Genomic DNA, 14327 nt, shown 5'->3' on the forward strand with positions numbered 1-14327 from the left:
CTCACGCCATTTCGACCGGATCGACGTCCACCTCCAGCCGCAGCCCCCGTCCCGACTCCCGCCGGAGCCGGTCGAGGGACGCCTCGACGGCCGCCCGCGCCGCCTCCCTGTCCTCGGACTTGACCAGGAGCTGCCGCCGGTGCATGCCCCGCGCCACCGCGACGGCGGCGGGGATCGGACCCAGCAGGTGCAGCGCGGGCGAGCCCGACGCGGCGAGCAGCGCGGCCCACCGCTCCGCCGCCGTCTGGACCTTCCGCTCGTCCCGGCCGGCGACATGGAGCGCGATCAGCGCGGCGAAGGGCGGATAGCCGAGGGCACGGCGGAAGGCCAGCTCCGGCTCGATGAACCGCGCCGGGTCGTCGTGGATGACCGCGGCGATCGCCTGGTGCTGGGGCAGGAGCGTCTGCAGCAGCACCCGCCCCCCCTCCGCGGCGGGCCGGGCCAGGCTGACTGCGTCGAGCAGCAGGTGGTAGAGCCGCTCGGCCGCGCGGAAATCCGGGAGGTGGAGGCCCGCGTCCGCCAGGGGCAGGCCGACGAAGCCCAGGGGCGGAAGCGGCGGGCCCTGGAAGACCATCTGCGTGCCCACGAGGATCTCCACCTCGCGGGCGGCGGCCTGACGTCGCAGGGCCTCGGCCTGCGCCGGAGTCCGCGCGGACTCCCGGTCGAGGCGGAGGATGCGGGCGCGGGGGAATTCCCGGCGCAGCTCCGCCTCGATCCGTTCGGTGCCGAAACCGACCGGCTCGAGCTTGGGGGCCAGACAGCTCGGGCAGGCGTCCGGCAAGGCGAGGGAGGCACCGCAGTAGCGGCAGCCGAGTCGGCCGGCCCTTCGGTAGAAGGTCAGGCTCACGCTGCAGCGGGGGCAGAGCGGCGCCTCCCCGCAGTCCCGGCAGAGGAGGGCCGGCGCGAAGCCCTTGCGGTTGAGGAACAGCAGGGCCCCGGTGCCCGCGTCCACAGCGGCCCTCAAGCCCTCGACCATCGCGGGCGAAAGGAGGGTGCCGGGCGGCAGCGTCCGTAAATCCACGACCTCGACCGTCGGTCGCGGGGCGCCGGCCGACAGGTCGGCCGTGGCGGCGGGCGGGACCGCCCGGCTCGTTTCAAGGGAGGGGTGGGCGGAGGTCACGAGGAGCAGGGCCTGATGTCGGCTCGCGCGGAGTCGAGCGACCTCCCTCGCGTGGTAACGCGGGGCCTGCTCCTCCTTGAGCGAGGGGTCGCCCTCGTCGTCCAGGCCGATGAGGCCGATGGACGCGAGGGGGGTGAAGACCGCCGAGCGGGTGCCGATGACGACCCGCACGGCGCCGCGCCTGATCCTCCACCAGAGGGCGGCGCGCGCCGCGGGGGGCAGGCGCCCGTGCCAGAGCGCGACCGCGTCGCCCCAGCGTGTGCGCGCCAGGTCGGCCAGGGCGACGGCCGCCGCCTGCTCCGGGACGATGATCAGCGCCGGCCGGTCCCGGTTGAGGGTCGCGCCGACCGCTTCCAGGAGGATGGCCCAGCGGGCGGCGGCCCGACCGACGCACAGGAGGGTGTCGTGGCGGCGGGCGTCGAGCCGACGCTCAAGCTCCCGCCACCAGCCCGAGGGAGGGGCCGGACGTTCCAGCACGATCGGCGGAGCGGCCGGACCGGACCCGCCGTCCGGCCGACCCGGTGCGGCCGCCTTGGCCCGCGCGGGCCGTCGCCGTCCAGGGTCGGCCGGCAGGACGAGCCGCACGCATTGGCCTCTGGGCGCCAGGTAGATGCGGGCCAGCTCGCCGGTGAGGGCCAGCAGCTCTTCCGGCAGGGCGGGTCGGTCCGGAGACTCGTCGAGCAGGGCGCGGATCGTCCTCAGGGTCTTGGTGCCGGCCTCAGCCGATGGGGCGACGCCGACCTCAACGACGACGGCGGGGGCCGAGGCCGGGCCGAAGGGTACGAGGACGAGGCTGCCGGGGCGGAGTGCGGTCCGGAGGGGCTCCGGCACGGCGTAGGTAAAGGGCCCGCTCAGGCGGCGCGGCACCAGCACGTCGGCCAAGAGCGGGCTCGGGACCTGATCGGCGGACGGCGCGGGATTGGGCGGCTGGGCCTGATGCCGGGCGCGGGGGTCGGACATGCGGCTACGGCGCGGGCGGAGCGACAGCGGCCAGAGGCCTACTGGATGATCCCGCCGCCGAGGACCCGGTCTCCCTCGTAGAGGACGGCGGACTGCCCGGGGCTCAAGGCGCGCTGGGGCTCGTCGAATCGGATCCGGAGCGTACCGTCGCCGGCGGGAGCGACGGTGGCCGGCGTGGCCGGCGTGGCGTACCGGACCTTCACCTGGACGCGGACCGGTCCCCGGGCGAGGGTCGGATCGAAAAGGTTGAGGTCGGCGATCAGACAGTCGCTCCGGTAGAGGTCCCGATCCGGCCCGAGCACGACGGTCCCGGTCTCGGCGATCACCCGCTGGACGTAGAGGCGCTCGCCGACGGCGACGCCCAGCCCGCGACGCTGGCCCGGCGTGTAGAAGGCGATCCCCTCATGCCGGCCCAGGACACGGCCCCCGCGGTCCACGAAGGGGCCGGGACGCTTGGCCTGCGGCGCTTCCCGCTCGATGAAGGTCCGATAGTCGCCCTGAGACACGAAGCAGATTTCCTGGCTCTCCTTGAGCTCGTCCGCGGGGAGGCCGAGCGCCTCGGCCCGTTCCCAGACCTCGGCCTTCTTCATGGCGCCGACGGGAAACCGCAGCCGGGGGAGCCAGGCGGCGGGCAGGCGATAGAGAAAATACGTCTGGTCCTTGCGGGCATCCGCGGCGCGGAGCAGCGCCGGCGGCTCATCGTCGAGGCGGGCATAGTGGCCGGTGGCGACCGCATCGAGCCCACGCGCCTCGGCCAGCCGAACGAGGGTGCGGATCTTCACCCGCTCGTTGCATCGGACACAGGGATTGGGGGTCAGACCGGCCTGGTAACCGGTGAGGAAATCCTCAATGACGGCGGTGCGGAAGGTCTCGCGGGCCTCGACCACCTCATGGGGGATGCCGAGCCGCTTGGCGACGTGGCGGGCAAGGCCGACCTTGCAGCAGCCCCGCTCCTGCCAGCGCTTGGAGACGGCCGCCGTGGGGTCCTCCGGCTCCCAGACCTGGAGGGTGACGCCCCGCACTGCATAGCCCTGCTCGACGAGCAGCATGGCGGCGACGGCGCTGTCCACCCCGCCGCTCATGCCGAGAAGGACCGTCGGCCTCGTCATGGCTGGTAGTCTTGGGCTCTGACCTTGCCTCGGTGGGCGGAGAGGTTGTGGACGTTCTCGAGGTCGCCGCGATCCTCTTCCTCCTCCCACTTCTCCGCGCCCATGTCGCAGGCGCCGTGAAAGTGCGCTCCGTCCTCGATGGAGATGGCGGGCGTGCTGATGTCCCCCACCAGGAGCGCGGGCTTGAGGAGCTGGACCTTCTGAGTCGCGGTGACGTTGCCGCGGATCTTGCCGCCGGTGATGAGCGTGCCCACGGTCACGATGCCCTTGATGACGGCGTGCTCTCCCACGATGAGCGTGCCCTTGGTGTGGATCTCCCCCTCCAGCCGCCCGTCGATGCGGACGGTCCCGTCGAAGTTGACCACACCCTTGAAGTCGACGCCCCGCCCCAGGAAGGTGAAGTTCTCATCATTGTCCTGGGTGAGTTTCTTTTTCCCGTTGAACTCCCACATGGCATCCTCCTGCGACCACGGTCGGCGGGAAGGGAGCGCGGCGATCGCTCAGCCCGACGGACCCTTCCTCGCCAGCCTCAGGCCGTCGAAGCGGGGATCAGCCCCTGGAGGGGGCTCACGCCCGCTTCATCCCGGTCGCCGCCTGGGGGACGGTCCTGAGCCCCGGGTCTCTCGGAAGCTCGTGGACATCCGCGCGGGCCATCTCGCAGCTCCCGTTGAACAGCACGCCCTCCTCCATGGAGAGCACGGGCGCCTTGACCGACCCGTTCAGGATCGCGGGCGCCATGAGCTTGACCTTCTCCTTGGCGATCACATCGCCGGTGATCTTGCCCTTGCTGACGACGGTGCCCGCGCTGATCTTGGCGGTGATGACCGCCTCCTCGCCGACGAGCAGGATCCCCTCCGTGTGGATTTCCCCGTCGAGGAAGCCGTCGATGCGCACGGTCCCGTTGTACGTGATCGTGCCCTTGAACTCGACGCCCTTGCCGACGAAGGCGATGACGTCCTGGCCATCCTCCGGGCCGCCGTTCGCGGGCGCCGTCGGTTCACCGCCGCCGTCGCCGGCGTCCGATTTCAGTTCGGTCCGCTCTTTGGCTCTCTGCCACATGGATCCCTCCTTCCTCGGTTGCTGGACGAGCCGACTGGGGATCCCCGCGGCGGCCGACAGGGTCGGCTGCTCCCGGCGCATCGCGCGATCGAGGACGGAAGCCGGAAGGGGCCCAGGACCTGTCCCGGAAGGCCTCAGGATACGAGCTTCCCCGACGGAAGGCAAGCGATCGTATTGAGTCATCTAAAATCTTACCGAGAGACAGATCGTTGCGTCATTTGTAATTCTTACCCTCCAGGTCCGCCCGGTGCGGGTCGGAAGGAGGGGGAGGATGGAGGCAGGAGGGATGGCGCGACGGTCGAAGTACGAGTATCTGCGAGTCATGTGGCAGCGGTATCAACGGGCCAACCGGGTGACGCGCTCGGCGTTGTTGGACGAAGTGACGCGAATGTGTGGCTATCATCGCAAGTACGCGATTGGGCTGCTGAGCCGGGCGGCCCCACCCCGGCCGCCGGTGCGCCGGGTGGCCCGGCGGCGGCCGACCTATTCGGAGGAGGTGATTCGGCTCGTGGCCCAGATCTGGGCGGCCTCGGGCTATCTGTGTGGCCAACGGCTCAAGGCCGCCCTCCCGCACTGGCTGCCCTGGCTGCGCCGCCGGGTGCGCCTCACCCCGACTCTGGAGCAGCAGCTTCAGCGCATCAGTGCTCGGCAGCTCGACCGGCGCCTGCGGGAGCGCAAGCAGCGGATCACGCGACGCCTCTATGGGACGACGCGCCCGGGCTCGCTGCTCAAGCACCTCATTCCGATCAAGACGGACCAGTGGGACGTCACCAAGCCTGGCTATGTGGAAATTGACCTGGTATCGCACTCCGGCGCCTCCGCCGCCGGGGAGTTCCTGCACACGCTGGACTGCGTGGACATTCAGACGACCTGGGTGGAGCGCCAGGCGGTCCTGGGCAAGAGCCGCCACGGGGTCGTGCAGGCCATGACCGCGATCGAGGAACAATTGCCGTTCCCCCTCCGGGGTGTCGATTCCGACAACGGGAGCGAGTTCATCAACGATCATCTGCTGGCGTGGTGTCAGGCGCGGCCCGCCGGCCAGCAGGTGCAGTTCACCCGCTCGCGCCCCTATAAGAAGGATGACAACGCGCATGTGGCGCAGAAGAACTGGACGCATGTGCGCCAGCTGGTGGGCTGGGAGCGGTATGACAGCCCGGCGGCCTGGCAGGCGCTCAATGCGCTGTACGCAGACCTACGGCTCTTTCAGAATCTGTTTCAGCCCTCCATGAAACTGGTGCGCAAAGTGCGGGTGGGCTCGCGGCTGATCCGGCGCTATGACCGCCCGCAGACGCCGTTCGAGCGGGTGAAGGCGTGTGCGGAGGCGGATCCGCAGAAGGTGGCGGCGCTGGAGCACATCATGGCGACCACCGATCCGTTCGTGCTCTCGCAGCGGATTGACCGCTCCCTGGAGCGGTTGGGGGCGCTCGCCACGCGGGCGACGCGCACGCCACGCGAGACGACCCCCCGGCCGCCGCAGCCGCGAGCGACCCCCCCGTGGCGCGGGGGACGTTCAGTCCACGGGTCCAACACCAGAAGCGGGGGAGGGCCGGGTCCCAACGACCTGAGGGGGGATACTCCAGCTTGGCCCACCCGGCGATCGCCCCGTATGAGGCACATGCGGAGGCCGTTTCTCCGGCAGGCAACCCGAAGACCCGCAAAACCGGGCTCCGGGAAGGAGTCGCTCGGTAAGATTGAGAAATGACGCAACGATCCCCCCGTGGGTAAGATTTTCAGATGGCTTGACAGGGCGATTCCTCGGTCTCGGGGAGCCCTCGCGGGACCGGCTCAGGGCGAGGCGAGGAGGTGCTCGACGAGCCGGTCGAGCTCGGCGGGCGAGTAGTAGTGCAGGGCGACGACGCCTCCCCGCCTCCCGGCGGTGATCGTGACACGGGTCCCGAGCCGGCGGCGCAGGCGCTCTTCCAGGTCGGGATAGGCCGCGGCGCGCCCCGCCTTCCGCCGGCGCTTGGCGGCCCGCGCGGCGCGGGCCGCCGCCTGCTCGGCCTGCCGCACGGACAGGGATTCGGCGACGATCCGGCGGGCGAGGCGGAGCTGTTCCTCCTGATCGGCGAGCCCGAGCAGGACCTTGGCGTGGCCGGTCGTCAGTCGGCCGGCGGCGATATCCTGCTGAATATCAGTAGGTAAGTGTACCAGTCTCATTATGTTCGCCACCGACGAGCGGTCCTTCCCCACCCGCTCGGCGAGGGCCTCCTGGGTGAGGCCGAACTCCTTGAGAAGCCGGTGGTAGGCCTGGGCCGTTTCGATCGGGTTGAGGTCCTTCCGCTGGAGGTTCTCGACCAGCGCAAGGACCATGGCCTGCTGGTCCGTGCAGTTGCGCACGACCACGGGAACGGCCTGGAAGCCGGCCAGCCGCGCGGCCCGCAGCCGGCGCTCCCCGGCGATCAATTCGTACCGCCCGTCGCCCTTGCGCCGGACGACGGGCGGCTGGAGCAGACCGTCCCGCCTGAGCGAGTCCGCCAACTCGGCGAGATCCTCCTCGGCGAAGTCCATCCTGGGTTGGTAGGGATTGGGCAGGATGTCGTGGATCGGCACCTGGACCGCCTCTTCGCCGGGGGCTGGGCGACCGCCGTGGTCCGGAAGCAGGGCATCGAGTCCTCTACCGAGCGCCTTCTTTTCCATGGTTCAGGATCTCCTTGGCCAGCTCGAGATAGGCTTGGCTCCCTGAAGCTGCGGCATTGTAGAGCATGGCCGGCTTGCCGTAGCTGGGCGCCTCGGCCAGCGTGACGTTTCGGGGAATGACGGTGTGGTAGACCTTCGCGCCGAAGTGGGTGCGAATCTCCTCCGCCACTTGGCGCGCCAGCGTATTGCGCGAATCGTACATGGTCAGGACGATCCCCTCCAACGCCAGGCCGGGGTTCAGCGACTGCTGCACGCGCTGGACCGTCGCCATCAACCGGCCGAGCCCCTCCATCGCATAGTACTCGCACTGGACGGGAATCAGCAGGCTGGTCGCGGCGGTCAGGGCATTGAGGGTGAGGAGCCCCAGGGCCGGCGGGCAGTCAACGATCACAGAGTCATAGCGCGGGAGAAGCTGGACGAGTCGTTGCTTGAGGAGCGATTCACGGTTTGGGAGCGCGACCAGCTCGATCTCCGCCCCGGCCAGGTCGGCATTGGCCGGAAGGAGGTCGAGTTTCGGGACCGAGGTCGGGACGACGGCTTGCCCCGCCTCTTCTCCGATGAGGCAGGTATAGACGGTCGCCCTGCATTGCCGGGGGTCAACCCCGAGCCCGCTCGTGGCATTGCCCTGGGGGTCCATATCCACCAAGAGCACCGGATGGCCCGCGATCGCGATCGCCGCTGCGACGTTAACGGAAGTCGTTGTTTTTCCAACTCCACCCTTCTGATTGGCAACAGCGATCACCCTAGTCATGATGTGCCGTTTTGCCAAGGCAATCGGTCAGCCATTGAGGACCCTGGCAGGGGACTGTTCCACGTGGAACATCAGGGCAATATCGGATCATGCCCGTCCCTCGTCAGCCGGTTTTAAGACGGTCAGGACTCGATGGCCTGAACCGTGGGGTAGCTCGTAGGCCACCTCCCGCTCGATGCCGAACCCTGCGGGCGGGTTGCCGATTGGCGTTGTCCGGCAGAGAATGAGCCGTCCGTCAAGGTTAAGCAGGGAACGGATATCGGCCAGGAACGGCTCGACCCGGAGCGCTCTGGTGACGGCGGTGGAGAAGCGACTGAGCCATCCGGAATCTGTCACAAGCTGCTCGATCCGGTTGGGTAGGACCGTCACCTTGGATAGGTTGAGCGAGCCGACCACGTGGCGTAGGAACGCGGTTTTTTTCAGGCTTGGCTCGAGCAAGGTAAGCTCGATCGTTGGGTCGAAGATTTTCAGGGGCACTCCTGGGAAGCCGGCCCCTGTTCCGATGTCGAGGAGAGAGCACATAGATTCGCGTGACAAGACCTTGGTGACGGCCAAGGAATCAACGAAGTGCTTGATGGCGATCTCCTCTGTCTCCTTGATGGCCGTCAAGTTGACCTTCCGGTTCCATCTGACGAGTTCTTCAAAGTAAACAGTGAATTGTGCGAGATGATTGGCTGTTAATCTCACGCCGAGTTGTCCAGCCCCCTCAGCCAGCGTCTTGGCGAACAATTCGGCCTGTTCCACGTGGAACATCTACGAAAAACGGAAGGCGGCGTCAAGTCAAATCTCCGTTTCATGGCTCGGCGGCGAAGAAGAGAGAAGATCACTGTGCCAGCCCTCGATGTCTGGCGAGAGCGACCAGGAGGAGCGAGATGGCGGCGGGCGTCACACCGGAAATGCGAGAGGCTTGACCGAGTGAGGCCGGCCTGACCCGCTTGAGGATTTCTCGAACTTCATTTGAAAACCCAGGGACTTGGTCGTAATCGAAGTCCGGGGGGATTCGGCGTCGCTCCAATTTCTTGAAGGCCTCGACTCGGCGGAGTTCTCGGAGGATGTAGCCTTCGTACTTGATCATCACTTCGACCTCTGCCCGCACCTCGGGGTCGGAGGGACCATCGTCACCGGTCAGGCCCAGGAGTCGCTCATAAGACATGTCCGGTCGCTTGAGGAGCAGGGCCAGGGTGTGGCAGGGGTGTAGGCCTTCGAGCTCCTGATCTTCCGCGGTCGCCCCGATCTTCTCCGTGAATCTCGTCCTGGTCCTCCTGAGGCGGCCAACCTCCCGCTCGATCGCCTCCTGCTTACGCCGCAGGCGGTCATAGAGGGGTTGTGACACGAGGCCGATCCTGTACCCGATCTCCGTGAGGCGAAGGTCCGCATTGTCGTGCCGGAGCAGGAGCCGGTGCTCGGCCCGCGAGGTGAACATCCGATAGGGCTCGCGCGCATCCTTCGTGATGAGGTCGTCGATCAGGACGCCGATGTAGGCCTGGGAGCGGTCCAGGATCACCGGAGACTCGCCCCGCACCGCCAGGGCCGCGTTGATGCCGGCCATGATGCCCTGCGCCGCGGCCTCCTCGTAGCCGGAGGTGCCGTTGATCTGACCGGCATGGTAGAGGCCGGCCACCGGCTTGGTTTCCAGGCTTGGGTGGAGCTGCCGCGGTGGAAAGTAGTCGTATTCAACCGCATAGCCGGGCTTGAGCATGCGGGCCTGCGTGAGGCCGGGGATCGTCTTGAGCATGGCCGCCTGGACGTCCACCGGCAAGCTGGTCGAAATGCCGTTCGGGTAGAACTCCTGCGTATCCAACCCCTCCGGCTCGACAAAGACCTGGTGCCGGGGCTTGTCCGCGAAGCGGACGACCTTGTCCTCGATCGAGGGACAGTAGCGCGGGCCGACCGACTCGATGAGCCCGTTGTACAGGGGCGAGCGGTCCAGGTTCTCCCGGATGATCCGGTGCGTGTCCTCCCCCGTGTGGGTCAGGTGGCAACAGACCTGCGGCAGGGGGATCCGCTCCGTACGGCGGGAAAAGGGCGTGGGCGGGTCGTCGCCCGGTTGCACCGTCATGGCGGCGAAGTCGATCGTGTCGCGGTCGAGACGCGGCGGCGTGCCGGTCTTCAGGCGTCCGACCTCGAAGCCGAGGTCGCGCATGCAGTCCGACAGCCGTTCGGCCGACGCCTCCCCGGCCCGGCCGGCGGGGAACCGGTTGAGGCCGATGTGGATTAATCCCTTAAGAAATGTACCCGATGTCAGGATGACGGCCTTCGCGGCGATCGCCTCGTGCCGGCCGGTGACGAGGCCGCAGACCGCCCCGCCCTTCGTGAGCAGGCGCTCCGCCGTCCCGCGCGCGATCGCCAGGCCCGGCTGCGCCCGCAGGGTCTCCTGCATGGCCTCCCGGTACCGCCGCTTGTCGCACTGGACGCGCAGGGCGCGGACGGCCGGGCCCTTGCTGGTGTTGAGCAGGCGGAACTGGATGCCGGCCCGGTCCGTGTTGCGGCCCATCTCGCCGCCCAGCGCGTCGATCTCCCGGACGAGATGACCCTTGGCGATGCCGCCGATCGCTGGGTTGCAGGACATCTGGGCGATCTTGTCCTCGTCCATGGTCAGCAGCAGGACGCGCGCGCCCATGCGCGCCGCGGCCAGCGCCGCCTCGCAGCCCGCGTGGCCCCCGCCGACGACGACGATGTCGAATTCCATGACCGCCCCTCGCCTACTTGCCGATGCAGAACTCCCGGAAGATCCGGTCCAGGACGTCCTCCGTCGCCGTGGCGCCGGTGATCTCGCCGAGGGCCTCGACCGCGGCCCGCAGGTCCACGGCCACGAACTCGCCGGACAGGCGCGCGGCGACGCTCGTCTCGGCCCGCTCCAATGCGTCACGGGCCGCGAGCAGCGAGGCCTGGTGCCGGAGCCGCGTGGCGACCGCGGATTCCCCCGCCTCAAAATCGGACCGCAGCACCAGGGCCCGCAGTCGGTCGCGCACCTCCTCCAGCCCCTCGCCCGTCCTGGCGGACACGTGGAGGACGTGACTCGGCGGGTCGGCCTGCTCGCAGGCCGCGAGGTCCTGTGCCGAGAGGCGGGTCGGCAGGTCGCGCTTGTTGACGAGGACGAGTCGCCGCCGGCCCTCCAGCTCGCCGAGAAACGCGCGGTCCTCCTCCTCCAGCGGCCGGGAGCCGTCGAGCACGACTAAGAGGAGATCCGCCGCCTCCATGGCGGCCCAGCTGCGACGGACCCCCTCCTGCTCGGCGGGGTCCTCCGTCTCCCGGACTCCGGCGGTGTCCACCAGGCGGACCGTCAGGCCGCGGATCGTGAGGGATTCTTCCAGCAGGTCCCGCGTCGTGCCGGGCCGCGGGGTGACGATCGCGCGGTCGGCGCGCAGGAGCGCGTTCATGAGGCTGGACTTGCCCACGTTCGGCCGGCCGAGGAGCACCGCCGAGATGCCCTCGCGCAGGATGCGTCCATCCTCCCCGCTGCCCGCCAGCCGTGCGACGGCCTCCTTCGTCCGCCGGAGCCGGTCGAGGAGCGTCGCCGGCTCGATGAAGGCCAAATCCTCCTCCGCGAAGTCGATCGCCGCCTCGACGTGGGCCAGCAGCCCGATCAACTCTTCGCGGAACCGGGTCACTTCGGCGGACAGGCGACCGCGGAGCTGATCCTGGGCCAGGCGCAGGCTTTCGGCCGTCCGCGCCCTGATGGTGTCGAGCACGGCCTCGGCCTGGGTCAGGTCCAGTCTGCCGTTCAGGAAGGCCCGCTTGGTGAACTCCCCCGGCTCGGCGGGGCGCGCGCCGTGCCGGATGAGCCCCTCGCAGAGGCGCTGGAGAAGGAAGGGGCCGCCGTGGCAGTGCAGCTCGACGACATCTTCGCCGGTGAAGGAACGCGGGGCGCGCATCACGACGACGAGGGCTTCGTCGAGCGGCGGAGGGTGGCAACCGGGAGACGGGGTGGCGGCCTCCACCGCATCCAGCAGGTCCGCGTGGTAGAGCCGGCGGCACTTGGCCGATGCCAGGGCGACGCCGGAGCGCAGCCGCACGAGGCCGGAAGCCACCTCCACGGCCCGGCGGCCGCTCAGGCGCACGATCCCGATGCCGCCCTCCCCCACCGGCGTGGCGATGGCGCAGATCGTGTCGTCGACCTGTCCGCCCATGGCGAATCCGCCTCAGGCTTCGGCCTGGCCGTCGGCCTCGGCCGCCGCCTTGCCCCTCTTGCCCTTGCCCGCCCGCGGGGTGCCGGCCTCCGCCTCGTCGCCAGCGACCGGGGCGGCCTTCTTCTTGTAGACGTACCGGTCGGTGATGAACTGCTGGGCGATGGTCAGCACGTTGTTCGTCAGCCAGTAGAGGACGAGCCCCGAGGGGAACGTCACGAAGAGGAGCGTGAGGAAGGCGGGGAAGACGAGCATGATCTTGGCCTGGGTCGGGTCCATGGTCGTCGGCATGATTTTCTGCTGCACGACCATGGAGATGCCCATGAGGATCGGTAGGACGTAGTAGGGGTCCTGGACGGAGAGGTCGGTCACCCAGAGGATGAAGGGCGCCTGCCGGAGGTCGATCGTCATGTAGAGGATATTGAACAGGGCGACGAACACCGGCATCTGCAGCAGCATGGGCAAGCAGCCGCCGACCGGGTTGACCTTGTGGTCGCGGTACAGCTTGATCAGCTCACGGTTCAGCCGCTCGCGATCGTCCTTGTACTTGGCCTGGAGCGCCGCCACCTGCGGCTGGATGACCTGCATGTCCTTCATGGACTTGTAGCTCTTGTACTGCAGGGGGACGAAGAGCAGCTTGATCGCGACCGTCAGGAGGATGATGGCGAGGCCGTAGTTGTGGGTGAAGCCGTAGACGAAGCGCAGGACCGCGAACAGCGGCCAGGCGACCGCCTTGACGAGGCCCCAGCTCCCGTAGATGAACCACCCGAAGTCGATCGTCTCCTCGACCCCGACCCCGAGGGCCTTGAGCGTGTCGTACTCCTTGGGGCCGGCGTAAAGCCGGGCCGTCATCGGCGCGCCGGCCTGGCCGGCGAAGCGGACTGCGGCCGAGGCCAGCTTGTCGCCTTCCTTCCTCGCCACGGCGGCCGTCCCGTCCGTGGGAAGCAGGACGCTGATGAAGTACTTATCCTGTAGCGCCACCCAGCGGACCGACCCCTTGCGCTCGGCCTCGGTCTCGGGCGTCTCTTTCTCGATCACGCCGTCCACCAGCGAGGCGGGCCCGATCAGGCCGATGAAGCCCTCGCCCCACTCGACGATCCCGAAATTGGTGCCCAGCCCCAGCGTCGGCGGCCCCTCGAGGCCCGCGGCCGTCACGGAGACGTCCACGAGGTAGCTGTCATGGTGAAAGGCGAGGCGCTTTTCCAGGAGGAGGGCGCCGTCGGGCGAGCGATGGCGGAAGATCAGGTGGCCGACGGGGTGGGCGGCGTCCAAGACCGTGAAGTCCCGCTCGATCTCGTAGAGGGCGTCGGCCAGGCGGGCCGTGACGGAGGCATCCGGCGTCAGGACCGACAAGGGCCCCGCGAACTTACCCTCGGTATAGACGAGCTGGACCGGCGGCGAGTCGGCGGCCCCGGTCCGCTTGTAGCGCTTCAGCTCCCAGCGGGAGACGACGGCGCCGCGGTTGGAGAGGGTCGCCCGGTAGAGGTCGGTCTCGACGACGACCTGCTGCTCGCTCGATGCGGAGGCCGCGAGGTCGCCGGCCGGAGACGCCGGCGCGGCGCCGGCGGACGGCGCCGGGGCCTGCGTCCCCTCGCCCGGCCCCTTGGCGGGCTGATCCGCCTCGTCGCCCGTCGGCGACTGAACCGCCGACCGCTCCGGCGGAGCCGGGGCGAGTCCGAGCTGCTTGAGCAGGTAGTCGTACCCGAGGATGATCGCAAGCGAAAGAACCAGGAAGACGACGACCCGCTTTTCCATGGAGACGGAAGACCTCGTTGCGACGATCAGGACCGGGATCGCTGGTCGGGCGGAGCGGGCCGGCCTAGCGGACGGGGTCCACCCCGCCGGGATGGAGGGGATGGCATTTCAGGAGCCGACGGGCGGCCCGGCCCGACCCCCGGAGCAGCCCGTGCCGCCGGATCGCTTCGTAGGCATAGGCGGAGCAGGTGGGTTCAAACCGACAGGCGGGCGGGAGCGCCGGCGAGATCCAGTGCCGGTAGAGCGCGATCAGGGTCAGGCAGAGCTGCCGCATGGACGATCCGATTCGGACACCAACAGGCCCTCCCGCCCGAGCACCGACAGCCAGAGCTCCCGCAGGGCCGCGGGACGCACCGTGACGGCCTCGCGCCGCGGGAAGACCAGCATCTCGTAGCCTCGGACCAGGCGGGGACGCACCGTCCTCGCCAACTCCCGAAACCGCCGCTTGACGCGATTGCGGGCGACCGCCCCGCCCAGCCGCTTGCCCGCCACGATGCCGACCCGTGCCGGGGACCCGCCCGCCCGCCGGGCCTGCAGGTTGAACAGCGGAGTCTGCACGCGGCGGCCCTGGCGCTTGACCAGCTCGATCTCGACGCTCCGTCGGAGAAAGAACGTCCGTTCCCCGCCAGGCGGGCCCATGACCGCCGGTCACACCGTGAGGCGCGCGCGCCCCTTGGCCCGACGACGGGCCAGGACCTTCCTGCCGCCCTTCGTGCTCATCCGCTTGCGGAAGCCGTGTTCGCGCTTCCGCTTCAATTTCGAGGGTTGCCTGAACGTGAACGACATGGGCCGGCTCCTCTCATCCTTCG

At 69.1% G+C, this 14327-nt stretch carries 14 protein-coding genes; 1 reads left to right on the plus strand and 13 read right to left on the minus strand.

Annotated elements, in window-relative coordinates:
- Window position 1 precedes the first annotated feature (1 nt).
- The 4 genes from priA to AC1U7O_RS05835 all read right to left on the minus strand — a co-directional run bounded on the left by priA (window position 2) and on the right by AC1U7O_RS05835 (window position 4248).
- A complete protein-coding gene (gene priA / locus AC1U7O_RS05820) occupies window positions 2-2080 on the minus strand; it encodes a replication restart helicase PriA (protein ID WP_479893687.1) in 2079 nt (692 codons plus the stop codon).
- A gap of 38 nt (window positions 2081-2118) precedes the next feature.
- Window positions 2119-3189, minus strand: a complete 1071-nt coding sequence (mnmA, locus tag AC1U7O_RS05825; protein WP_479893688.1) for a tRNA 2-thiouridine(34) synthase MnmA — start codon at window positions 3187-3189, stop codon at window positions 2119-2121.
- Window positions 3186-3641: a bactofilin family protein gene (locus AC1U7O_RS05830; RefSeq protein WP_479893690.1), complete on the minus strand. Its 456-nt coding sequence runs from the start codon at window positions 3639-3641 to the stop codon at window positions 3186-3188. The genes mnmA and AC1U7O_RS05830 overlap by 4 nt, the downstream gene beginning before the upstream one ends.
- A gap of 115 nt (window positions 3642-3756) precedes the next feature.
- Complete coding sequence (locus tag AC1U7O_RS05835) at window positions 3757-4248, minus strand: bactofilin family protein (RefSeq protein ID WP_479893691.1); 492 nt, start codon at window positions 4246-4248, stop codon at window positions 3757-3759.
- A 286-nt stretch (window positions 4249-4534) separates the two neighbouring features.
- On the opposite strand from AC1U7O_RS05835, the gene AC1U7O_RS05840 reads away from it, so the two are divergent.
- A complete protein-coding gene (locus tag AC1U7O_RS05840; RefSeq protein WP_479893398.1) occupies window positions 4535-5950 on the plus strand; it encodes an integrase in 1416 nt (471 codons plus the stop codon).
- 83 nt (window positions 5951-6033) lie between these two features.
- Here AC1U7O_RS05840 and AC1U7O_RS05845 read toward each other — a convergent pair whose 3' ends face one another.
- From AC1U7O_RS05845 to rpmH, 9 genes are all read right to left on the minus strand, one after another.
- Complete coding sequence (locus AC1U7O_RS05845; RefSeq protein ID WP_479893693.1) at window positions 6034-6885, minus strand: ParB/RepB/Spo0J family partition protein; 852 nt, start codon at window positions 6883-6885, stop codon at window positions 6034-6036.
- Window positions 6863-7636 carry a ParA family protein gene (locus tag AC1U7O_RS05850; RefSeq protein WP_479893694.1) on the minus strand — a complete coding sequence of 258 codons (774 nt, stop codon included), beginning with the start codon at window positions 7634-7636 and terminating at the stop codon, window positions 6863-6865. Before AC1U7O_RS05850 ends, AC1U7O_RS05845 begins: the two co-directional genes overlap by 23 nt.
- A gap of 87 nt (window positions 7637-7723) precedes the next feature.
- Window positions 7724-8380, minus strand: coding sequence for a 16S rRNA (guanine(527)-N(7))-methyltransferase RsmG (rsmG, locus tag AC1U7O_RS05855; RefSeq protein WP_479893695.1), 657 nt, complete (start codon window positions 8378-8380; stop codon window positions 7724-7726).
- A 79-nt stretch (window positions 8381-8459) separates the two neighbouring features.
- Window positions 8460-10325 (minus strand): tRNA uridine-5-carboxymethylaminomethyl(34) synthesis enzyme MnmG, encoded by a 1866-nt coding sequence (mnmG, locus tag AC1U7O_RS05860; RefSeq protein ID WP_479893696.1) that lies wholly within the window; start codon window positions 10323-10325, stop codon window positions 8460-8462.
- Between the two features lie 13 nt (window positions 10326-10338).
- Window positions 10339-11766: a tRNA uridine-5-carboxymethylaminomethyl(34) synthesis GTPase MnmE gene (gene mnmE, locus AC1U7O_RS05865; protein ID WP_479893697.1), complete on the minus strand. Its 1428-nt coding sequence runs from the start codon at window positions 11764-11766 to the stop codon at window positions 10339-10341.
- 12 nt (window positions 11767-11778) lie between these two features.
- Window positions 11779-13518, minus strand: a complete 1740-nt coding sequence (gene yidC / locus AC1U7O_RS05870; protein ID WP_479893698.1) for a membrane protein insertase YidC — start codon at window positions 13516-13518, stop codon at window positions 11779-11781.
- A 64-nt stretch (window positions 13519-13582) separates the two neighbouring features.
- On the minus strand, window positions 13583-13792 hold the full coding sequence (gene yidD / locus AC1U7O_RS05875) for a membrane protein insertion efficiency factor YidD (protein WP_479893699.1): 210 nt from the start codon (window positions 13790-13792) through the stop codon (window positions 13583-13585).
- On the minus strand, window positions 13774-14157 hold the full coding sequence (gene rnpA, locus AC1U7O_RS05880; protein ID WP_479893700.1) for a ribonuclease P protein component: 384 nt from the start codon (window positions 14155-14157) through the stop codon (window positions 13774-13776). The genes yidD and rnpA overlap by 19 nt, the downstream gene beginning before the upstream one ends.
- 9 nt (window positions 14158-14166) lie before the next feature.
- Complete coding sequence (rpmH, locus tag AC1U7O_RS05885; protein ID WP_479893701.1) at window positions 14167-14304, minus strand: 50S ribosomal protein L34; 138 nt, start codon at window positions 14302-14304, stop codon at window positions 14167-14169.
- Between the last annotated feature and the right edge of the window lie 23 nt (window positions 14305-14327).

The sequence above is a fragment of the Candidatus Nitrospira neuquenensis genome, from assembly GCF_979578155.1.